General features: G+C 39.9%; 15 protein-coding genes. 13 read left to right on the forward strand and 2 right to left on the reverse strand.

Annotated features, from left to right (window positions below; translation table 11 throughout):
- Positions 1–199 precede the first annotated feature (199 nt).
- Positions 200–838, reverse strand: coding sequence for a sporulation membrane protein YtaF (ytaF, locus tag ABE099_RS16975; protein ID WP_430032266.1), 639 nt, complete (start codon positions 836–838; stop codon positions 200–202).
- Between the two features lie 122 nt (positions 839–960).
- Between ytaF and ABE099_RS16980 the strand changes: the two genes are divergently transcribed.
- Together ABE099_RS16980 and ABE099_RS16985 are read left to right on the forward strand one after the other, a co-directional pair.
- Positions 961–1,341 carry a DivIVA domain-containing protein gene (locus ABE099_RS16980; RefSeq protein WP_210087280.1) on the forward strand — a complete coding sequence of 127 codons (381 nt, stop codon included), beginning with the start codon at positions 961–963 and terminating at the stop codon, positions 1,339–1,341.
- Positions 1,342–1,696: 355 nt separating this feature from the next.
- Positions 1,697–2,161 carry a Dps family protein gene (locus tag ABE099_RS16985; RefSeq protein ID WP_430032267.1) on the forward strand — a complete coding sequence of 155 codons (465 nt, stop codon included), beginning with the start codon at positions 1,697–1,699 and terminating at the stop codon, positions 2,159–2,161.
- 1,010 nt (positions 2,162–3,171) lie between these two features.
- Here the strand turns inward: ABE099_RS16985 and ABE099_RS16990 are convergent.
- Positions 3,172–4,866 (reverse strand): methyl-accepting chemotaxis protein, encoded by a 1,695-nt coding sequence (locus ABE099_RS16990; protein ID WP_430032268.1) that lies wholly within the window; start codon positions 4,864–4,866, stop codon positions 3,172–3,174.
- Positions 4,867–5,136: 270 nt separating this feature from the next.
- Here ABE099_RS16990 and ABE099_RS16995 point away from each other — a divergent pair, with 270 nt between their 5' ends.
- From ABE099_RS16995 to ABE099_RS17045, 11 genes are all read left to right on the forward strand, one after another.
- Entirely contained in the window at positions 5,137–6,018 is an 882-nt protein-coding gene (locus ABE099_RS16995; RefSeq protein ID WP_430032269.1) for a MurR/RpiR family transcriptional regulator, read from the forward strand.
- Complete coding sequence (gene nagB, locus ABE099_RS17000; protein WP_430032270.1) at positions 6,015–6,743, forward strand: glucosamine-6-phosphate deaminase; 729 nt, start codon at positions 6,015–6,017, stop codon at positions 6,741–6,743. Before ABE099_RS16995 ends, nagB begins: the two co-directional genes overlap by 4 nt.
- Entirely contained in the window at positions 6,731–7,912 is a 1,182-nt protein-coding gene (nagA, locus tag ABE099_RS17005) for an N-acetylglucosamine-6-phosphate deacetylase (RefSeq protein WP_430032271.1), read from the forward strand. Before nagB ends, nagA begins: the two co-directional genes overlap by 13 nt.
- Positions 7,913–8,251: 339 nt before the next feature.
- A complete protein-coding gene (locus tag ABE099_RS17010) occupies positions 8,252–11,116 on the forward strand; it encodes an endo-beta-N-acetylglucosaminidase (RefSeq protein ID WP_430032272.1) in 2,865 nt (954 codons plus the stop codon).
- Positions 11,117–11,547: 431 nt separating this feature from the next.
- A complete protein-coding gene (locus ABE099_RS17015) occupies positions 11,548–13,368 on the forward strand; it encodes a sensor histidine kinase (RefSeq protein ID WP_430032273.1) in 1,821 nt (606 codons plus the stop codon).
- Entirely contained in the window at positions 13,361–14,884 is a 1,524-nt protein-coding gene (locus ABE099_RS17020) for a response regulator (protein ID WP_430032274.1), read from the forward strand. Before ABE099_RS17015 ends, ABE099_RS17020 begins: the two co-directional genes overlap by 8 nt.
- Before the next feature lie 280 nt (positions 14,885–15,164).
- Positions 15,165–16,664 (forward strand): ABC transporter substrate-binding protein, encoded by a 1,500-nt coding sequence (locus ABE099_RS17025; RefSeq protein ID WP_430032275.1) that lies wholly within the window; start codon positions 15,165–15,167, stop codon positions 16,662–16,664.
- A 159-nt stretch (positions 16,665–16,823) separates the two neighbouring features.
- The gene (locus ABE099_RS17030; RefSeq protein ID WP_430032290.1) at positions 16,824–17,756 is read left to right on the forward strand and encodes an ABC transporter permease; all 933 of its coding nucleotides are present in this window, start codon (positions 16,824–16,826) and stop codon (positions 17,754–17,756) included.
- A 23-nt stretch (positions 17,757–17,779) separates the two neighbouring features.
- The gene (locus ABE099_RS17035; RefSeq protein ID WP_210087272.1) at positions 17,780–18,703 is read left to right on the forward strand and encodes a carbohydrate ABC transporter permease; all 924 of its coding nucleotides are present in this window, start codon (positions 17,780–17,782) and stop codon (positions 18,701–18,703) included.
- A gap of 171 nt (positions 18,704–18,874) precedes the next feature.
- Positions 18,875–21,223: a glycoside hydrolase family 3 N-terminal domain-containing protein gene (locus ABE099_RS17040; RefSeq protein WP_430032291.1), complete on the forward strand. Its 2,349-nt coding sequence runs from the start codon at positions 18,875–18,877 to the stop codon at positions 21,221–21,223.
- Positions 21,224–21,253: 30 nt separating this feature from the next.
- Positions 21,254–24,616, forward strand: coding sequence for an alpha-mannosidase (locus ABE099_RS17045; RefSeq protein WP_430032276.1), 3,363 nt, complete (start codon positions 21,254–21,256; stop codon positions 24,614–24,616).
- Positions 24,617–24,619 lie beyond the last annotated feature (3 nt).

Consider the following 24,619-nt stretch of genomic DNA (forward strand, 5'->3'; position numbering starts at 1 on the left):
ATATATCTAGGAGTAACGAATTATTTTATCGGCTAATTTTATTATAGATGATTTAAACATGAAAAAAAGTAATAAAATAGGAACAATATTAAAATTTTCAAAACATTTAGTGATGCTGGGTAGGAGGCCATGTAGTTATAATTCCATTTAGGCAAAGTACAATTTCTAGGTTATAGCCGCCCACCACAGTTGCATAATGCTAAAACATTTGATTAATGCCGATTAAAACTAATAATAAACCAGAGATTACAGTTGCTACGTTGCCAAAACGCTCTGCGATATATTTTGCACCTAATGCTGCACATGCCCACAGCAAAACATAACTAATGACGCCAACCGCTAGTGAGGTACACCAAATGTTTAACGAGGTGATTCCTGCATTAAAGCCACCAGCTAACGCATTCATCGCAAGTGCTGTTCCTAACAAGATGGACTCAGGTAAGCTAATCGATTGAGATTGATCCTTATCTGCTTTTTCTGGGTTACTGATAAAATGAGTAAAATTGTTGGTGTTGTTATGACGTGATCGGATTTGATTTGCAAGTGGTTGTAATAAAACCCACACCCCAACGGAAACAATAACAACAGTTCCAATAAGGTGGCTAATCCAGACTGGAATATGAGTGGAAATCCAATTTCCAAATAATCCTGAAACGAGCGTAGCTAAAAAAGAAATGAAGGAAATAGTGAGGTTAGAATACCAAGGAATACGAATATTCCGAACGCCGTAGGCAATGCCTACACCTGCATTATCAAGATTTGATGCAAGCCCAATCACGATAATAATCCATAGATTGTAAGAATCCATGCCATTCGCTCCTTTATTGCTTGATGACATAGCATATGCCTAGATCATGGTTTTGGTTTCAACTTCTGATGTGGGATCGAAAAAGCTCAAATATTGTGGTAGAGTATATAAAGCAACATAGGTGATTTTCAAGATAGTACGGAGGGATATTTATGCAGGATGATTATTCGCGTAAATTAGAGGATCAAAAAAGTTTATTTAAACAACTTGGTATTAAAATGGATGCACTTAGCATTCATGAAAAAGATTTTGACGTAAAGATGCGTGGGTATGAAAAGGAGGAAGTGGATCGTTTTCTCGATGATATTATCGTTGATTATGAGCGCTTCTACGATATAATTACGGATTTATTAGACAAATATAAAGAAATCCAGCGTCGTCAAGCTTATGCAGAGGAAGAAAAGAAGGCATATCAACGCCAGCCAAAATATGAAGCGGTACAAGAAGGCGTAGATCGAAAAATTGTAGAAGATGGCTTGCGTCAACTGGAGCGGAGTTTAGAGCAATTTAAACTACAAATTCGTAAAGATTGATCGATTGATCTCATTAGAATTGATTTCATCAGATTTATGACGAATTTATAAAGGTTGATTCAATCACTGAAAAATTGGATAAGTTATAACTACAACAGAAGAACTGGCGCTTACGCTGGTTCTTTTTTTCAAATGGAGGATAATGCCACGCTTGCTTACCTTGCATACAAATTAGCAAAGATGCACAAACTTGCTGTAGCGTTAAGATGTTGTTATAAATGAATTCATGACAATTTCATCTAATATTCATTGCATGGTAGGGCAGAAAGTGGTATTATAAGTTTAACAAATTTAGATTTAGTCTAAATTTAAAGAGAGTAATCTAAAATTATAATATGAACTGGAGGATTTTAAAATGGCAAATCATATTGCAACACCAACTGAGCAGGCGCTTCATACCAAATTAAACTTGCAGGTAGCTAACTGGACAGTTCTATATACTAAACTTCATCATTATCATTGGTATGTGAAAGGGACAGGCTTCTTTACCCTTCATGAGAAATTTGAGCAATTATATAACGAAGCTACAGCATACTTGGATGAAATTGCAGAACGTCTATTGTCAATCGGCGGCTCTCCTGTATCTACTTTGAAGGAATCCTTAGACCTTGCAACGATTAAAGAAGCTAAAGGCGGAGAAAGTGCAGAAGAAATGGTAGCAAGTGTTGTTGCTGATTTCGAGAGCATTACAGATGAACTAAAACAAGGTATGGAAGCTGCGACGCAAGCAGATGATGAAGCAACAGCTGACTTGTTGTTAGGCATCGTGTCCGCACTAGACAAGCACAGATGGATGTTAAATGCTTATTTAGCTAAATAATTGGAATAGGTTTGATTAACTAAGTTAAATTTTTGAGATAGAAGGTTGGCGTCAATGAACATTGGCGTCAGCCTTTTTTTGATAAGGTAAGGTGTTCTAAGAGGGTTATACAGAATGCTAAGTGAAGTATTATAATAAAGGAATGAATGGAGAAATCTGAGGTAGATTGGAGCATTCAGACGAATATGAATAACTAGATAAGATCTTTCATAAAAAAATTTGATTATTTTTTCAACCAAAAAGAAATCTTAAATATTATTTATTTACATGATGTGTTTGATAAGGAGAGACTAGACATGTTCACTTTTTAGAAAAAAAGGATGGTAAGGTTATAGGCTTGTATATAAGAGGGATGAATCAGTTAATTTCGCAAAATAAAATTTATGATCTGGATGATTTTAACTTGCTAGATAGTTATGATAGCTCAAAATAAATGAACTATTAGGTTGTTTTTGCAGTAAGTGAGAGATTAGTAAGATACTTAAAGATAAGTATTGTAATGATTGTTATATAACTTATTAAAAAAGGAATGAGAGTAACTGGGAACAAATAAAAAAGGAACTTTAACAATAGGGGGGCGAAAATAATACATAAGATTAAAAATTATATTGGATTCGCTTTTGATTTAACAATAAGTCTATGTCTTTATATTTTGGGCTTAATTATTTTGTGGACATTAGATTTGAAGTATTACCCTTTGGTTGGTGTCAACCCTCAGGGATATGTATTTAGCTTTTTCATTAAGGATAGTCTTCTCTTGTTTTTAATACATTCTGCATGGTATCGCTATCGGGGTTGGTATCAGCCCAAAAGACTTATTTTAGAAGTAAAAACAAAAAGAAATTTAATTCTATTAACGGCGATAGTCGCTTTGTTACCGATAATAATGGGCTAGTTAATTATAAATCAATAAAATTAAAAAATAGCGCAACTCTCAGCTATAAAACCAGTCCTAATAGCTGAAGAATATGCGCTATTTTATATATTTACTTAATTAGATTGATAAGCCTCTAAACTCGAAACTCCTTCACTAACAAACGAAGCTTGTCCGCTAAGCCTGACAAGAAGTTGGCGGAAGCCTCGACCTCTTGGGTCGCGGCAAGCTGCTCCTCAGATGCGGCGGACATGCTATGTGTACCGTCTGAAGCATGATTAGCAAGGAGCACAATTTCATCAATGGCTTGGACAAGGGAGGTAGCATTCGTATGCACCTTAGTTACAGTTGATGTTAATTCCTCCATCGCGGTTGCTGTAGTTTTTGACGAATGCTCGATGCTTTGCAGAGAACCGCCTACATCACGTACAAGCTGTGTGCCGTGTGCAACCTCTTTGGCTGTCCATTCCATCGTTTCTCCGGTTTCTTCCATTTTACTTAAAATAAATTCAATTAAATGACGGATTTGGTTTGCTGATTCTTTAGAACGATCTGCCAGCTTACGTACAGAGGCAGCAACAACGGAGAAACCTCCACCATGCTCACCAGCTTGAGCGGCTTCAATTGCTGCATTAATCGCGAGCAACTGTGTTTCCGCAGCAATATCTGTAATCACATTTACTATATTATGAATTTCTTGGGAGTGACTGCTTAGCTCAACAATATTATGAGAAAGTGTCACTATTTTTTGCTCCATAATGTTCATTTGATCAATGCTTTGTTGCAGTGATGCAGAGCCTTCTTGCGCTGTGGTAGAAGCATATTGCGCACTTTCAGTAACATGTCTAGCATTCTCTACCATCGTATCTATATGCTGTGTCGTTTCATTTAAAGTATCCGTTCCATGCTGTAAATTCATGAGCTGTTTTTCTGCACCTGCGGCTAATTCTTCAGTTACCTGTACGGTTTGGTGAGCCGCTTTTCCTGTTTGTTCTGTCGTTGTGGACAACAAATGAGCAGAAGAGGATACTTGTTCTGATGTTTCACTAATTTTAAGTATGAGTTGTCTTAAGTTTTCGGTCATTACGCCAAAGTCTTTAGATAGTTGACCCACCTCATCATTACGGTTCAAACGTAAAGGCGTGATCGTTAAATCACCATGAGAAATTTGCTTAACTTGCTTGGATAGCTTCTCGATCGGTGAAGCCATATGATGAATAAAGAAATACAATGCAATTGCAGCTAGCAAAAATACAGCGGCACCTATAATGAAAGGTAAAGTAATGATTTCCCAAGTACGATCCCAAATAATAGAGGCATCAAAGTTAATTGCCATAAGCCCAACAATTTCTTGGCTAGAATCATTGTTTTTAAAAATTGGGGCATACCCTGTCAACAGCTTCACATTATCATAAGTGTATGTAGAGGTGTAATCAGGATGCTTCATATCCATAATCATTTTTTTTGCTTTTGAATCAAAATAAAAGTCATCCCCTGCTTTGTAACCACGTAGTTTGATATTCTTATCCGCAGCGACAATTTTACCGTCAAGCGATAAAATAAAAACCTCTTTGAATAAGGACTTATGAGCAACCGTCCAGTTTAATTGTTCTTCAACCTGCTTTAATTTATCTGTTTTACCACTAGCAAGCTCTTCAATATCTTTTGGATCCACTAATCCAGTTGTAATGTTCGCACAGCCTACCGTTTCGATCCCAACAGATTTTTCTACCTGCCGATACGCTGTTGAATAGCTGAATACACCAATTAAGCCCCCCACGAGTACTAGGATGCTAATTACTGTGATTGTAATTTTTTTTGCAAACCCCATATATTTATGCCCCCAAGTTTATAATCAAAAATAAGTTCCTTGTCCATTATAATTGAGTACTGTTTTAAGAGATTGAGATATTTGTCACAGTTTATTAAAGGAATGAAGTATTTTAACGATTTATTACGCATTTTCTTTCAAAATGTAACTTTTGTACGATTGACTTGAACTGTAATCTGTTTTAGCTTATGCTTAGTTAGAAAATATTTTTCCTTAATTTTATTGATAATTATAAAATAATTTTCATATATCTAAGCCGAGGTGCTAACTATGCTCCCAATCTTGAGTACATTACAGTCTAAAAAGTCGAGCCTTTCCTCCACTGAACAAAAAATAGCCCAATATATTTTAGAGTCACCTACTGAAATTGTCTTAATGGGAATCACTAGGCTCTCTGAGCTTTGTGGGGTAAGTCCGGCAACGATCACGCGTTTTTGCAAAGAGCTTCACTTTAAGGGTTTTCCTGATTTTAAGGTGAAGTTAGCAGCCGAGATTGCCAGCGGAGAACTGGAGAGCATGTCAGGTACTCCTGCTTATCAGGACATTATTGCGGGTAATAAAATTTCTACCATTGTAGAGGCGATGCAAAGTAATCATATTGCCTCCATTCGAGATACAACCTCATTACTTAATATTGAACGGTTAGAAGCCACAGTATCATTGTTGTGTGAAGCAAAACGGGTAGATCTCTATGGGATGGGCACCTCAGCGATTGTTGCTCAAGATTTTTATCAGAAACTCATTCGGATTGGGGTAAATTGTACTGCTTTTTCAGATTCACATATGCAAATTACTTCGGCATCCTCATTAGGAAAGGGAGATGTTGCCTTCGCTATTTCATATTCTGGAGAAACGCCAGAAACGATTGATGCTCTTCGTTGTGCCGCAGCAAGTGGCGCTAATACAGTGGCAATTATGTCTTATGGAAGTAGCACGCTAGCCTCGCTTGCGGATATTCCTTTGTTTTCTTCTTCATTAGAGCAAGGGATGCGCCGAGGGGATATGGCCTCTCGAATTGCGCAGCTACATATTATTGATATTTTGTTTACGGGGATGGTAAGCATGAGATTTAAGGATTACATTCCTAAATTAGAGCAATCCTATGTTAACGTACAGCACTATCGTCATAAAAAAGGAGGTTCCTCTAAATGAACATTATGAAATTTGAAAATGACCATGATTTTGCTAGGACGGGTTCTGGACTGATTGTGAGTTTATTGCAAAGTAAACCTAAAGCCGTTTTAGGCTTGGCTACAGGCAGTTCACCTTTAGGTGTATACGCTGAGCTAATTGAGATGTACCGTAAAAAATTAGTGAACTTTGCTAAAGCCACGACCTTTAATTTAGATGAATATGTAGGTCTGCCATCTGGTCATTCCCAGAGCTATCGTAGCTTTATGAACCAACATCTATTTGATCATATAAATATTGATATTAATAATACCTATGTACCTAATGGCAATGCGGAGAATCTACAGCAAGAGTGTGAAAGCTATGAGAAGCTGCTTGAGGATCTGGGTCCCGTTGATTTACAACTGCTTGGGATTGGCAGTAACGGACATATTGGCTTTAACGAGCCAGATATAAGCTTAACGAGCAAGACACATGTGGTAGATTTGCTTGAAGAGACTAGACAGGCTAATGCTCGTTTTTTTAACAGTATAGATGAAGTACCGAAGCAAGCAATCACCATGGGAATTGGAAGCATCATGAAGGCAAAACAAATTGTTTTACTCGTACGAGGAGAGGAAAAGGCGGAGGCGATCTATCGCGCTGTGGAGGGGCCAATTACAACTGAATGCCCCGCATCATTGCTACAAAGTCATCACAATGTGATGGTTTTGGTGGATAAAGGAGCAGGAAAATGGCTGAAATGATAAGTAAATTACTATTAGGTCAAGTATTGACACCACAAGGACTGATTTCCGAAGGGGTCATTGCATTTTCAGGGGAACATATTGCTTATGTAGGGGAATATAAAAACCTCCCAGCCCAATATCATAAATGGACAATTGAGGATCAACAAGATAATTTGCTCATTCCAGGTTTTGTTGACGTGCATGTTCATGGTGGTGCAGGATACGATTTTATGAATAGTAATAAAACGGCATTAGATGCTATTACAAAATTCCATAGTAAGCATGGCACAACCACGATGTTAGCAACAACCATGACTGCGCCCAAAAAAGCAATTGATTCCGTTTTAGCCCAAGTGAATAACTATATCCATGAGGGAATGAGTTATGCCCAAATTGCAGGTGTTCATTTAGAGGGACCATTTATTAGTCCAAAGTGGTGTGGCGCACAAAATCCACAGCATATCGTACCTCCAACAGTGACTTGGCTACAGGAATGGGAAGCTCGGTACCCTAATTTAATCAGACAAGTGACATTAGCACCTGAACGTGAAGGAGCAAAGGAAGCGATCCAGTGGTTACGCCACCATCATATTACAGCAGCACTTGGACATACAGATGCAACCTATGAGGAAGTCACTGCAGCTATAGATGTAGGTTTAAACCATGCCGTGCATACGTTTAATGCGATGACCCCGTTACACCATCGTCAACCAGGGGCAGTAGGTGCAATTTTAACCGATAAACGTATTTCTGCAGAAATTATTGCGGATGGAATTCATGTGCACCCAGCTATGGTCTCGTTACTTGCAGGCATTAAAAATGAAGCTAACCTGCTATTAATTACCGATGCCATGTCTGCAACAGGTTTAAGTGATGGAACATATATGCTTGGAGACCTTCCTGTTACAGTATTAGAGGGGAAAGCGACCCTTACCGATAATCCAAGCACATTAGCTGGCAGTACATTAACGATGATCGAAGGTTTTCGTTTCCTTGTGAAGCAAGCTAATCTATCCATCGAAGAAGCATCAAAAGTAGCAAGCCTAACGCCAGCCAGATCACTTGGATTAGATCACCTAATCGGATCGATAGAGGCAGGGAAAAGGGCGGATATTTTAATGCTGGATGATGAGCTAAATCTCTTAAACGTATGGGTTAAAGGTAGAGATTTAAAGGTTCAATCTTGAAATCAGTGCTTGACTGCTAACCCAAACTAGCGAAGAGACAGAGAGATTCTTAAGGTTGTCTCTTAAAATCATCTTCTATCTAAAAATATACTTCAATACAAGGAAGATGATTTTAACAACAATCGCAAGAACTCTCTGGAGCGTAGCTACCAGCCTCCAGTCGTTGTTAAGTAATAATTTCTAAATAGAGCCGATTTAAATAAACTAAATCTTTAATTCTTCAACTTTATCTTTAATTTATCTTCTATTTGAAAGCACAGATATACGATAGATTGGTTTTGATCGAAAATAAGTAAAGTAAAGGAGGGAGAAGTTAGCGAAACGGCGTTATACCTATTTATGAATGCGTTTACAATCACGAAGAGGAGAGTGGACAACATTTATAAGAAACAAAAGTCGCATAGAAAAGTGAGGGTTAAGCCTAAATATGTAACTAAATATGCAACCATTACAGTTGTAGTTACTATGCTAACAGCTCTTTTGGCGCCGACAGCCCTTGCTGGGGATACGTGGCCATTTAAAGGAGAAAGCGCTCATGGTGTGAACCAACCTAGTGTCCATGGCTATACTAGTAATCATATTGCAAATTGGAGCCCTCAAACTGATCCTGATGCAGAACTATTACGATCAAGAGTACCGTTACAGCAACGAATTTCGCCTTTTGCTGCAACACAAGCGAATCCATCCTTAACGCCATCCACGCAAATGATGATGGTTGCAGGAGATTACGGGAATGCATTTATTGAAAATGCACCGTATACGAATAAATTTGCCCAATACCATTTTAACTTCTGGCAATATATCGACTATTATTCTTATTGGCATGGTACAGCAACCGCGTATACCCCTCCACAATATTATGATGATGTAGCGCAAAAGGATTGGCAGCAAAAGTGGTTTGAGTTTGGGATGTTAAACATTCCTAACCCAACGTATACAGATGCGGCGCACAAAAATGGAGTGAAATCGCTAGCTGGCATTTTTTTCTCCAACAATGATCGAGGACAGCAGACTTATAAGCAGATGCTTGTAAAGGACGATCAAGGGAATTTCCCTGTGGCAGAGAAGTTGATCGAAATGGCAAACTACTTTGGATTTGACGGCTATTTTGTAAATCAAGAGGAAATGAATCCTAATGTCGCTGTTGCTGACATTCCTGATTACATCGCCTTTATGAAGACCTTGCAGCAAGGTGGCTTATATGTACAGTGGTATGATTCATTAACGACAAACAATGGCGCGAATACTTTTACTAGAACGTTTACTGATAACAACATCTCCTTTTTGGTAGATAAGCAAACAAAAGAAAAGGTGTCTAACTCGTACTTTTTTGATTACGGCGTAGGCAATAGTCATATTAATAGTGCAACCTCATATTTAAATCAGTTAAATGCACAATTAGGTACAAATTATAACCTGTATGATGTTGGTTTTGCAGGCTTAGAGGCGGGACGTGACCGTTTCTCAAGTGTAAATGGCACTGCGCTTAGCAATAAATTAAAAAATGGCATTCCACAGCTCAGCTTAAGTACACTTGGCGCTGATTTTGTTCATGCTGGACTCGATGAGGATATGAATCTACCGTGGCCAAGCTCACGCCGTACAGATAATGCTTATCAATGGATGACACATCTTAGAGAGCAATTATGGTGGTCAGGGCCAAATGTGAATCCTAAAAACACAACTAAGCCGTCTGTCAATTCGGTCCAAGATGTGTATGCAGATAACCGTTATTGGCCTGGTATGGCTTCTGTCATAACAGAGCGCTCCGTCATTGGTAATCGCAATTTCTATACCCATTTTAATACGGGACATGGTCTGTCCTTCTACAAAAATGGGATCGTTTCTAATTCGGATGAATGGTCAAATATGAGCTTGCAGGATGTGCCTGTGACGTGGCAATGGTGGCAGGATACGACTGGAAACCGATTAACGATTGATTTTGATTATGGTCCAAAGTATAACCTATCAGGTACGAATCGTTATAACTACAAACAAATTGGTGGCTACCAAGGCGGAAGTTCATTAGTTGTACAAGGAAATTTAAATGCTGAAAACTTCCTGCGATTATATAAAACAGAGCTTGATCTCAATCATAACTCAAAATTATCCATTGCCTTTAACAAGACTTCTGCTACAGATGGATCAGAAATGGCAGTTGGGCTTGTGTTTGCAGATCAACCTAATTCAGTGATCAAAGTGCCTGTCCCTAATAGTGGAGAACAAAGTAATGACTGGGTCACTAAGGAGCTAGATTTAAGTGCTTATGCGGGTAAAAAGTTAGCTGCATTTGGCCTTGTATTTAAGCCAGATCAAGCAGGCTCGGCTAATTATCAAATCAATATAGGTGAGCTTCGGATTTATGATGGTTCTGCCATTACACCTGCCGCACCTACTGGCTTACAAATTGCACAAGCTTTTACCGATACTAATGAAATGATCCTCAAATGGAACCTTAATTCTAACTACAATCAAGTGAAGCAATACAATATTTATGTAAATGATGTCTATGTGGGTGGAAAATATGATGATGTATTTTACATTAAAAAACTACCTTCCAAATCAGGCACGATTAAAGTGGTTGCTGTTGGCGCAGATGGCGTAGAAGGCACACCTGCCACAGTTAACTATGATTTGAATACGACTGTGTCTGATATAACCACAACGATGCAGGATAATGGTGATTTCACAGTGACTTGGGCAAATCAAGGTACGGCAACAGGTGATATAACGGTAAGCTTAAAAACGGTCAACTGGACCACATCACCATCACCTATTAATCAGCAACAAACGGCTTCTTCAGCAGAAAATACTGTTACTTTTACAAATCTACCAGTGAATGGAGACGACTTTATCGTAACGATAGCGAAGGGAACAGGCACACCAGTATCAGTTAGCGGAACCTTCCTAGATAAAATTGCTGAACCGTATGCAGAAGCATGGAGCTGGGAAGGCAACAAGCTAAATTTACCGATGTCAAATGCTAAAGATTGGCGCTACATGTATGTATATGAGGATGGTGTGCGGAAGTCATTCCCAGTCACTTATTTCTCAGGAAATGCCGCGAATCGTGACAAAATTATTCGTGGACGAACAACAAAAGCAAGCTTATCCTTCACGAGCCATGCTCAGGTCATGTACGTAGTGATGGAGGATTATGCAGGCAACTTGTCAGAGCGGGTGTATTTAAGAGGAAATGAATAGAGTAGAGATGTCGATTAAAATTGTACATTTTGAGGCTATATTTAGAAATTAGTACTTGACAATGATTGGAGGCTGGTAGCTACAATCCAGAGAGTTCTTGCGATTGTTGTTAAAATCATATTCCTTTTATTGAAGTCATTGTATTGGTAGAATTTGATTTTAAGAGACAACCTTAAGAATCTCTCTGTCTTTTCGCTAGTTTGGGTTAGTGGTCAAGCACTGATTCTAAGATTGAGCCCATTTCAAACCTACAGATTTAAATTGCCACCTACGGGTGGCTTTTTAGCATAAAATCTTAAAAGCGCATTCTCTATCTCAATAATAAATATATAGATGTAAAATTATTCTTTGTAAGCGGCATCAACACATATGATAAAATTAATAAAAAAAAGAATTTTGCAACAGCCAGATATAGCATGAGGGGGGAAACCATGCTTCCAGCTAAAATATATAGAAAATATTTTAAAAATAACGTGTTTATAAAAATTATATTTTTATTTTCTGTCGTTGCGGTGGTTACGATTATTACATTTTCCTATTTAATGTTTTATATGATGTCCCAATCTATTGTGCAGCGACAGCTAGAGGTCCAAAAACGTGTGGCGGAAAATGTAAGTAACTATATCGGGCAGAAATATGAGTCGGTGCAGTCGATGCTTCGGGATGTGTATCGCGATGGTGATTTGATGGGGAATACCTCTTATTTACTGGAGCATCCTTATGAGGATTATGTGAAATATCGGTTGGATCAATACTTTTCAGCAAACAAATCACCGATGGATACTGTTCAATATTTTAGAAATAAAGTGGAGGACGATGCTGATATACGTAGCTTGTTGTTGTATAGCGCGACAGAGCAGCAATTGTATGGATTTAATGCAAAACAACAATTTCAACGCTTCTCGACCAATGCGGCACATTCCTTTGTTCCTGATGCCATGTATCAAGAGGATAGCCCTGTATCTGGGACAAACATTTGGGTGCGCCGAAGTATTGGCTTAAGTGATGTACCTATGTTTGCTATACGTGCACCAATCAATAACAAAGCAACCTTACTTAATATAGGTCAACTGCTTGTTTATTTTGATTCAGAGCGGATTTGGGACAGCATGGGGAACGATAAGGATGATTTTAAAGGAACCATTGTCGCCTTAGCTGCAGATGGTGATGTACTATTTGATTCCTCAGGTCAATATTACGGGAAAAAGTATCCTTATGCTGAACAAGTACATGCTACCTCAACCGAAGGGGAAGAGACGCAGGGTATGTTTATTACAAGATTACTTCATAGTCAAGGTGGCTTTACTGTGCTTAGTGTTGTCCCGAAGCAGGAAATTAGCGTCATGTATCGTGGACTGAGAAATACGATTATATTGATTTGTGCGGTTTGTATTTTATTTGCGGTTTTTACAACCTCTTTATTTATAGGTAATTTTGCTAGACGGACTCATAGCATTATTAAGTTTACACGCAGAGTAAAAAATGGGGATTTAACAGCGCGGATTAGCGATGTCAAGGACGATGAGCTTGGGCAAATTTCTAAAAGCTTTAACGATATGCTAGAGGAACTAAATCTGTATATTGATCGGGTGTATAAAGCAGAAATAAAGCAAAAGCGCACAGAAATTGCTGCGCTAGAGGCTAAAATTAACCCTCACTTTTTATATAACACGTTGGAAGTGATTCGAATGCGCGCAATTTCCCAAGGAGCAGCGGATGTTGGGGAAATGATTTATAGCCTTTCGGTATTATTTAAAGGGTATGTGCACACGAAGCCTAAGCATACATTACAGGATGAGCTTGAGGCTTGCCGCTTATATTTAGAATTGTTTCGTATTCGTTATCGGGATCGGATCAGCTACAAACTAGAGTGTGTAGAGGAGTTAGAAGGCAAGGTTGTGATGAAAATGTCTCTCCAGCCTATTATTGAAAATTATATATTACATGGGATGCAAGCACAGCGTAATGATAATGAGATTATTATCAAGGTGGATAAAGAAGACAAAATGTTACGTGTTACTGTAACCGATAATGGGAAGGGAATCTCACCAGAAAGGCTAGAGCAGCTTCAAGCTATATTATCCCATTCAGATGAAAATACAAAATCGTTTGGACTACGGAGCATTCATGAACGGCTTAAGCTGTTATACGGTGAACCTTATGGTCTGGAGCTTTATAGCGAGCTTGGCGTTGGAACAAAGGTGATTGTACGTTTTCCTGACCTTGGAGAGGAGGAGCCGATAGATGTATAAAGTATTTATTGTGGATGATGAACCTTTTATTATTGAAGGATTATACGATATCGTGGATTGGGCACAAATAGGCTTAGAAATTGTAGGTCATGCGGGGGATGGGCAGGAAGCGCTAGAGATGTTGCGATCGCAACCTGTTCCTGTTGATCTATTAATTACGGACATTTCTATGCCTCGTATGAATGGTTTGGAATTAATTACAGAGATGCGAAAAAGTCATCCTCAAATGAAGGTTATTATTTTAAGTGGGTATGATGAATTTGATTATTTAAAGCAAGGAATGGCGTTAGGGATTGAAAATTATTTGCTTAAGCCTATCAATTTAGATGAATTTAAGTCCACGTTAATGACGATCGTAGAGAAGTTAGACTCCTCGCAAGCGGAATACAAGTTAAATGAGTTTAGCTTAGCCATTTTACGGGACAATGTAATGAATCGTTGGCTTCGAGGTGGGATTGCCCAACCTGAATTTGAGGAGCGTATCAATATATTAGGGATTACGATGGATAAGCCCTTAATCCTTGTTGCTTTGCTAAGACCCCAGCATTCACGTGCCGAAATGTTCCAGGCTGTTCAGAAGCAGGTTGAAGCTTGTAAGTTTGTTATTCCTTTTCAGGATATAGACGGAGATATTGTCCTTTTATATATGCTTAGTGAATATCAGCGGGGGAAGGAGCAGGTAGATGAAATTCATGGAAGTTTAAGGAAGCTGTTAACCTCGTATCATCCGTTACGTTTATCCGTGGGAAGTGTAGAGGAGACTCTAGAAGCAACTCAAAGCTATAATCATGCCAAGAGGGTCCAAGAATATTTCATGCTGTTCCCTGAACGTGAATGTATTTTGTTCGAAGAAGTGCAGAGCCATACGGAGTTAACGGCGCAAGCCTTGCCCATCTCATGGGAGGACGATCTTAAGCTCGTTGTTGCGCGGGACAAAGAAGGGTTACTTCAACGAATTAACCAAACCTTTGAACAGCTACGCCATTTAGATGGTGTCACACCTGAGTTATTACAGGATATTGCGATGGAATGGATGATTCGTCTAAAAATGCAATTAAAAGAAATTCGCCATGTGGAGGAGCCGATTTTGTTTCAAGAGGCGTTTGGTATTATCCGCTCGATTACTTCAATTAATGAATTAGTTGCAGTGATTCAGGAAGCCGCAGCAATGACCGTTGATGCTTTAAATAGAGATGTGAAAAGTCCTGTTGTGCAACAGGTATTAAGCTATATTACGGAACATTATAGTAGTGATCTCTCTCTTAAAACGTTAGGCGCAAAATATAAAATTCATCCTGTCTATTTAGGGCAATTGTTTCATAAAGAGGTGGGAGAGTCCTTTACGGAATACATTAATCGTTATCGGATTGAACGTGCCAAGGAGGAGCTGCGTACCTCTCCACTTAAGGTGTATGAAATTGCACGTAATGTTGGCTACTGGGAGACAGGTTATTTTTATAAGCAATTCAAAAAGTATGTGGGTGTGTCACCCACTGATTATAAAGGGCTAGTCTAGCGGTTTTATGTCTTAAAGTTAGCCCCCTGGACTAAGGTGTGTCTGAAAATTTGCCAGTACCCACTCCTGTTGAATTTTCAGACACACCCTAGCTTTAGGTTTCTTTATTTTTTGCAGTATATATTTAGTTCCTCACCTTTTTGAAAACGCTATCATGAATTAAAGTTGAATTAGACCTTGAACAACATGCTGGAGACATTAGTGACACAAATTTGGTGACACGAATCCTGTCCTACCAGCACAGCACATTTGAGGAAACTATGGGGGAGGTTAGACAGAAATGAGCAAAAAAAGAAGTCGTTTTTCTCTATTGTTAGCATCTATGATGGCTTTTGTTTTATTACTTAGCGCTTGTGGTGGAGACAAAGCAGCACCAAATGGGGGCACAAAGGGAGAAAATAAAGCGTCCTCAAGCTCTGAAAAACCAGTTGAGCTAATTTGGTACACAATTGGGACGCCTCAAAAGGATTTAGACCGAGTTACAGAGGAAATAAACAAGTATACACTAGAAAAAATTAATGCGACCGTTAAAATCAATATGATTGATTTTGGGGATTACACGCAAAAGATGCAAGTAAAAGTAGTGTCTGGAGAGCCAATGGACATTCTCTTCACTAGCTCATGGGCACTAGATTATGTGCAAAATGCGCGTAAGGGCGCGTTTATGGAGTTAGACAGCTTGCTTGATAAACAAGGTAAAGGGATTAAAGAAATGATTGATCCTGCATTCCTTGAAGGCTCTAAGGTAGATGGCCACAATTATGCGATTCCCGCTAACAAGGAGCTTCCTGCACAGGAGGTATGGCGCTTTAATAAGGAGTTGCTAGATAAATATAAGCTAGACATTAGTAACGTAAGATCATTAGAAAGCATTGAGCCTTTGTTAAAAACGATCAAAGAAAATGAACCAAACATTACGCCATATGCGATGGTAAAGGACTTCATGCCAGTATTACCATTTGACTATGTGATTGAAAAAATGCCGATGGCTGTTTATTTAGATACGAAAGACTATAAGGTTGTTAATATTCTTGAATCACCTGAATTGAAAGACACGCTAAAAACAATTCGCAAATACTACAAAGCAGGTTATGTTTCTCCTGAAGTGGATACAACAACCTCTGTTGATGATTTGTTCAAATCAGGAAAATGGTTTATGGACCGTGCTGCAACTCAGCCGATGGCAGACAATTTATGGACAGCAAGCTATGGCTATCCTGTAGTGTCTACGCCTGCAAGTGATGCGTACATTTATAACTGGTCTGTTATGGGATCTATGCAAGCGATTTCAGCTAACTCCGAATATCCAGAAAAAGCGATGGAATTTTTAAATCTACTTAATACGGATGCTTACCTTCGTAATCTCGTGGATTCTGGTATTGAAGGAGTTCACTATGAAAAAATTGGCGACAACAAAATGAAAAACCTAGAAGCATCAAAAAGCTATGATATGCCAACCTTCTCCCTTGGTAACATTATGATTACTTACTTAAATGAAAGTGATCCAGATAACAAATGGGAAGAGTTCAAAAAATTTAATGCTGCTGGGGTGAACGCGCCGTTGTTAGGCTTTAACTTTGACACCTCAAAGATTACGCAGGAAATTGCAGCGATTCAAAACGTTAGAGAGGAATTCTGGTCTTCACTGATGACAGGAACCGTAGATCCAGAGCAATACTTACCTAAAGCAAATGAGAAATTCAAGGCTGCGGGCTTAGACAAGGTAATTGCCGAAGCACAAGCACAAATCGATGCTTGGAGAGCCGCAAATAACAAGTAAGCAAATAATAAGTAACTCATAGCTAAAAAGAGAGAGTTTATTTAAAGGCTCGGGCAGGATGTAAAGTCCGCTCGAGCTTTTTAATACCTAAGCAATGCGAGTAAATGGATGCAGATGAGACGCAAGTGGGTTGCAGATGGGGAGGGATACTAGGTGAAAATGGTTTCTGGATTTTTAAAAAATGTTATGAAAAACAAAATCATGTTATTTATGGTGTTACCCGGCGCATTGTGGTTTTTATTTTTTTCCTATCTCCCAATGCTTGGGACGGTCATTGCTTTTAAAGAATACCGATTTAGCCGTCATGGCTTTTGGGCAAGTGTAATCAACAGTAAATGGGTTGGCCTCGATAATTTCAAATTTTTATTTACAACAAATGATGCCTATATCATTACGCGTAACACCTTACTATACAATGGCGCGTTTATTATTCTCGGACTAATCTTGTCTGTAGGGATGGCGATTGTTTTATCTGAAATTGTGAATAAGAAGCTCGCAAAAATTTATCAGACAGGCATGTTTTTGCCTTACTTTTTATCATGGGTAGTCGTTGGGTATTTTGCATTCAGCTTTCTTAGCTCAGAGCGCGGTATGCTGAACCAAATCCTTGGTTATTTTGGGGTCGAATCAATTCAATGGTATGGAGAAAAAGCATATTGGCCATTCATTCTGATCTTCGTGTATTTATGGAAAGCGGTCGGCTATAACAGTGTTGTTTATTTAGCGGCAATTATGGGGATCGACAAATCGCTATATGAAGCTGCCATGATTGATGGCGCAAGTAAATTCCAACAAATTCGTAACATCACATTGCCACTACTCAATCCGATCATTACGATTATGACTTTGCTAGCAATCGGGAAAATTTTCTATGCGGACTTTGGACTGTTTTATCAAGTACCAAGAAACTCTGGAACACTCTACAGTGTCACCAACGTTATTGATACTTATGTTTACCAAGGCCTGAAGTCAATGGGTGAAATCGGGATGAGTACCGCAGCAGGGCTATACCAATCTGTGGTTGGTTTTGTACTCGTCATGACGTCCAACTATATTGTACGCAAATACAATAAAGACAGCGCCTTGTTCTAAGCTTACGTGAAGGAGTGATTGGGATGGCAACACTTGCAGTTCCTCGTAAAAAACGAGATTTCCACAATTTATCTAAACCATGGAATGTAGTATTTAATTTTATTGCAGGTATATTTTCCTTTTTATGTGTATTTCCGTTTCTATTTGTTGTTATTATTTCATTTACGGATGAAAATGCACTAGCACGGGATGGATATCGACTTATTCCAGCAAAATGGAGTTTAGGTGCTTATCGTTATGTGTTTGAGTCAGGAGACCTTCTCCTACGCTCGTATGGCGTTACTATTTTTGTAACAGTTATAGGTACATTAATAAGTTTGTTGTTTATTGCACTTTATGCTTATGCCATTTCTCGAAAAAGCTTCCGCTACCGCAATTTCTTTGCTTTCTTTGCCTTTTTTACAATGCTGTTTAATGGAGGCTTAGTGCCAACCTATATTATCGTTACTCAGCTTCTAGGGCTTAAAGATACAATCTGGGCATTAATTATGCCGCTTGCGATGAATGCTTTTTACGTCATGATTTTACGTACCTTTTATAGCACAAGTGTTCCTGATGCAATTATCGAATCAGGCAAAATAGATGGTGCTGGTGAGTTTCGGATATTTTTAAAGCTTGTTTTGCCACTTTCCTTGCCAGGGCTAGCAACTATTGCGTTGTTTAGTACACTTGGCTACTGGAATGATTGGTTTAACGCCTTGTTATACATCGATACGCCTAGTCTTGTTCCACTCCAATCGATGCTGATGCGTATTGAAACTAGTATGCAGTTTATTTTGCAAAACTCTCAAAACAGCTCTTTAAGTCTAGAGGCACTTAGATCAATGCCACAGGATACATCACGTATGGCGATGGTCGTATTGGCAACAGGCCCAATAGTGTTTGCGTATCCATTTTTCCAACGTTACTTTATTCAGGGTCTTACAGTAGGTGCGGTGAAGGAATAAGTAGTGCGTGAACTTAAAGATAGTGTATGGGCTGAAAGTAATGTATAAGCTAAAACTAGGATATGAGCTAAAAAATTAGATTATTGGGCTAAGTCAATAGATGGCTAAAGTTAATAGATTTTGAGAAAAGTGTAATCTTCACGGAGGGAGCGGATAGGGGATATGACTGAAATGTTGTATAAAGATGCAGGTAAACCTGCCACAGAACGAGCGGAGCATTTGCTTAGCTTAATGACCTTGGAAGAAAAGGTGGGTCAATTAATTCAGTTATTTGGTTGGCAAACCTATCAATATAAAGAGGGTACTTTTACGATAACCAACGAATTTAAGGAAAAGGTGAAGCAAGGCGGAATCGGTTCCTTATATGGAATGCTGCGGGCTGATCCATGGACAGGAGTGACATTGGAAAATGGACTGTCACCTGAGGCAGGTGCAGCAGCAGTGAATGCGATTCAGCGTTATGTGCTTGAGCACTCGCGCTTAGGCATTCCGCTCTTGATCGGGGAGGAATGCTCGCATGGTCATATGGCGATTGGTGCAACGGTATTTCCTGTTCCATTATCGTTAGGTAGCTCTTGGAATGTGGACCTGTACCGTGAAGTGTGCGAAGCAGTTGCCTTAGAAACACGAAGCCAAGGTGGGACAGTGACTTATTCACCCGTGCTTGATGTAGTTCGTGACCCTCGGTGGGGGAGAACAGAGGAATGCTTTGGCGAGGACGCCTACTTAATTAGCCAATTTGCCGTTGCGGCAGTGGAAGGCTTGCAAGGCAATGATTTGAGCAATCAGCGCAATGTTGGCGCAACCTTAAAGCATTTTGCAGGTTATGGTGCATCAGAGGGTGGACGGAATGCTGCTCCTGTTCATATGGGGAAACGTGAACTGCTAGAGGTAGATTTATTACCATTTCGCAAGGCTGTAGAGGCTGGTGCAGTGTCTATCATGCCAGCTTATCATGAGATCGATGGCATTCCTTGTACCGTTCATCATGAATTGCTAGAAGATATTTTACGTAAGGATTGGGGCTTTGACGGGCTTGTTATTACAGATTGTGGTGCAATCGAAATGGTAGCTAGTGGTCACGATGTTGCTGAAGATGGATTATCCGCAGCAGTCCAAGCTATAAATGCAGGGATCGATATGGAAATGTCAGGTGAAATGTTTGGCAAATATTTAGTGCAGGCTGTTCAGCATCATAAACTAGAGATGGCGGTACTGGATCAGGCTGTTTTGCGAGTGCTGAACTTAAAATTTAAACTAGGCTTATTTGAAAATCCGTATGCTGATCCTGCTTTGGCTAAAGAAGTTATCGGCTCTAAGGCACATGCTGAATTAGCTCAAAAAATCGCAGCAGAGAGCATTATTTTGCTTAAAAATGAAAATCATATTTTACCTTTAGAACCGTCTAAGTTTGGCAAAATTGCAGTGATTGGTCCTAACGCGGCTACAGGCTACAATCAGCTAGGTGACTATACCTCTCCTCAGCCCGTTGGTAAAGTTGTCACTGTGCTAGATGGCATCACGAACAAGCTTGGCGCAGAGCGGGTGTTATATGCACCAGGTTGTCGGGTACGTGGAGATTCGCGTGAGGGCTTTAACACGGCGATCGAGTATGCGAGCGAAGCAGACATTATTGTGATGGCGGTTGGTGGCTCAAGTGCAAGAGATTTTGGAGAAGGTAGCATCGATTTGAAAACAGGGGCTTCGGTTGTAACGGGTCACGCTTGGAGTGATATGGATTGTGGCGAAGGCATTGATCGTCTCTCCCTTCATTTGTCAGGTGTTCAGTTGGAATTGATGCAGGAGCTACACAAGCTTGGTAAGCCAATGGTTGTTGTTTATATTAATGGTCGACCTGTGACAGAGCCATGGATAGATGAACATGCCAATGCTATTTTAGAGTCGTGGTATCCTGGGCAGGAAGGTGGCAATGCAATTGCAGATATTTTATTTGGTGAAGTAAACCCATCTGGTAAGCTGACGGTATCGATTCCGAAGCATGTTGGACAGTTGCCCGTCTATTACAATGGTAAGCGTTCACGTGGAAAAAGATATTTAGAGGACGATGTTCAGCCAAGATATCCCTTTGGTTTTGGGCTTAGCTATACGAGCTTTGAATATTCTCACTTACGTGTTGAGCCTGAAGTGATTGAACGGCATGAAACAGCAACAGTGAGTGTTGAGGTACAAAATATAGGTGACGTAGCTGGGGCAGAGGTTCTGCAAATGTACATTTCAGATGTGGCGAGTTCAGTGACTAGGCCACTCAAAGAATTGAAAGGGTTTACTAAAATTAAGCTAGAGCCAGGTGAAAAAAGAACGGTTCAATTTGAAATAGGGCAAGAGGAGCTTCAGTACATTGGACCTCATTATAAATATGTGGTAGAGCCAGGGGTTTTTAAAGTAATGGTAGGCACAAATGTCAACGATACGTTAAGTACGGAATTAATGGTTAAAAGTGCAGAATCGGAAGTTATAAAGATGGAATCAAAGCCTGATCATAAAAAACTTACTGATTAGGTGGAACTGGAAACGAAAGGGGGAAGTCAGATGGAACGATTAAAGCGATTTATAACTGAGCTTGAAGAGAAGCAGTGGCTAGTACGGCAGGAGTTACGAGATTGGAATATTACCCATACCGTATACCATCTACCAGGGCAATATGACGATGAAGCTCCTTATATAGATGGGAATAACTATGATTTATTTCCTAGTGTGCAAGGCACGACCTATTTTTTTCGTAATACAGTTACGTTGCCAAAGGCATGGGAAGGAGGGCATATCGGCTTAACCTTTAAGTCGGGTGGGGAAGGATTACTACGGATCAATGGACAGTCAAAGCAGGGGATAGATCGTAACCATACCTTTGTAACGTTGGCGCAAGGAAAATCCATAGCTTCTGAACAAGCCTTTCATCAACCGCTGGAATTAGAAATTGAATTATATGATCCGATTCCAGAGCCAGTTGATCCTCTTAATCATCAAGCTGTGATTCAGCCTCCTATTCGTCATATTCATAGCGAGCTTGTATTGGTAAATAGGGCGATGCAGAGCCTACAGTACACCATCATTGTTGTTCGTGATTCGGCGGTGCTATTACCTCAGCATGATATGCGTCGTGCACGGATGATTGAGGCGTTGTATCAGGCTATGGATATCTGGATGGGCTTAACTGATGCACAGATTCAGGAGGGAAGTGCTGTTGCGAACCTAGAGGATCAGCTACGTAGCTCAATTCAACGTATTAGTAGTAATGCTGAAGGGTTCATTCATATGATTGGGCAGTCACATATCGATATTGCTTGGTTATGGCCAATGAGAGAAACGGTGCGCAAAACAAGTCGTACATTTTCGTCCATGCATACGTTGATGGAGGAATATCCAGATTTTAATTATGCGCAAAGCCAACCGTTATTGTTTGAATTTTTAAAAAATAATGATCCTGTCCTCTATGAAAAGGTGCGTACGCGCATAGCAGAAGGTCGTTGGGAATTAGTGGGTGGGATGTGGGTTGAACCCGATCTTAACATTCCAAGTGGGGAGTCATTAATGAGGCAAATGTTGTATGGACAACATTTTTATCGTGAGGAGTTCCAGCGTACCTCAGAGATTGAATGGCTACCAGATACATTTGGGTATTGTGCTTCCTTACCACAAATTTTAAAGCATGGTGGGATAAAGTATTTTATGACCACGAAGCTAGGGTGGAATGATACGAATCGTTTTCCATACGACTTGTTTCATTGGGTAGGCATCGATGGGACAGCGATGTTGTCGTATTTAAATCATGGGGTTAATGAGCATACAACGCCTAAAGAAATAGACACACATTGGCAGTCCTACCGTGAAAAGAATGTGCACAATGAGCAAATGCTGTTATATGGACATGGAGATGGCGGAGGTGGAGTTACCCGCGAAATGCTGGAGTATATTGAACGCTCGGATTTAATGATCGGTCAACCTGCGAGTACTTATAGCACAGCTTCGGCCTTTTTCCATGGCATTTCAGAAGCTAAGCCACAGCTTCCCACATGGCAAGGCGATTTATATTTAGAGCTTCATCGTGGTACGTATACGACCCATGGCCGCAATAAACGTAGCAATCGCCAAGCAGAGGTGCTATATCGGGAGGCAGAAATGTGGCAGGTGATGGCATCGGCGAACATGGAGGAGCAGCTAGCCCAGCAACAACAGCATAGGCTCCAGCAAGGCTGGAAGCTGATTTTACAAAATCAGTTCCATGACATCATTCCAGGTTCAGCAATTACAGAGTCTTATGAAACCTCAACGCAGGAATATGAAGAAGTGATGAAGATTGGCTCATCTGTGTTGAATGCGGCAATGAAGCAAGTAGCAGTAGGAGCAGGAGCAGCAACAAGGGAAAGGGAACAGATCCCGAATCCTACTATACCCTCCATTCAGTCACAGGAAGTGTTACAACCTTATGTTGTGTTTAACAGCTTAGGCTGGGAACGAGATATGCTTGTAGACATTTCATTAGATCTCTTACTGCACAGTGTGGATCAACAACAAACAATTGTTGTTGATGACGAGCAGGGAATACGCTCAGACGCCTATGTTCAGGTTGTACAGTCTAATGAGAGTGATCGTGTTGAATCAAACCAATCTAATTACGATCAAACTATACGAGCAAAAGGAGACTCCAGCTCTATAGCAAAAGTATACGTACAAAATGTACCTGCATTTGGATACAAGACAATTTGGGTTGGAACGGCTGAATCGGTTGAAAGTATGGAAAATGTAACTAAATCTAAAGAGGAAGTTTTCAATAACGATCTTGATCGTATTTTATCTAAACAAGACACTCTAAGCTTTGGCGATAGCTGGGAAACAGAATATTATCACATTACTTTTAATAATCTTGGTGAGATTACAAGTTTATATGATAAAGTGGCTCAGCGCGAAATTGTAGTGAGTGGTGAACGTGCAAATCGTTTTTACTTTTTCCATGATAGACCTACGCTCTGGGACGCATGGGATATTGATGAGCGTTACGAGAAGCAACCTGCGGGAGAAGTTACATTACTAGATAAACAAGTCATTATGACAGGGAGTATCCAAGACGTATTACGTTTTCATTGGCGCATTGGCAACTCTGAAATCATACAGGATATGATCCTATATCATCATGATTCAAAAATAGATTTTAAAACGCATGTGAAATGGAATGAAGCCCACAAGCTACTTAAAGTAGGCTTTCCGATTGATGTTATTACAACCAAAGCTACTTATGAAATTCCATTTGGTGCGCTAGAGCGTCCAACCCATCGTAATACTTCTTGGGAGCAAGCCCAATATGAGGTGTGTGGGCATCGTTTTGTGGATGTGTCTGAGCATGATTATGGTGTGAGTTTACTAAATGACTGTAAATATGGATATGACGTTCAAGGGAGCACAATCCGTCTTTCCTTGCTTCGTGCGCCAAAGTGGCCAGATGCTACCGCTGATTTAGGAGAGCATGAATTTACTTACTCCTTGTATCCGCATAAGGGAGATTGGCGATCTGCCCATACATTACGAAAAGCGATGGAGCTAAACCAGCAAAGCTTTGTAAGTGCGGCGTATGGGATTGGAAATGAGAAAGGAACTACTGCTAAAGCTATCGACGTACCTGGTAGCGGTTCACTTGTAGATTTTAATAGTAACCATGTCATCGTCGATACAATAAAGCCAACAGAGGATGGAAAAGGTTGTGTGATAAGACTTTATGAGTCTGCGGGTGGCAGGGAGAAGGTAAGCCTTACGTGGAAGCAGCAAACATATGCAAGTGCGTGGCTGTCTAATGCACTGGAGGATGAGCTTGAAGAGCTTGAACCAGATAATAATCGGACACTTCATCTACAGTTTGCACCTTTTGAGATAAAAAGTATTCGATTGAACTGGGGAGGATGAAAA

It is taken from the genome of Paenibacillus turicensis, assembly GCF_050461185.1.
Lineage (GTDB): Bacteria > Bacillota > Bacilli > Paenibacillales > Paenibacillaceae > Fontibacillus > Fontibacillus turicensis_A.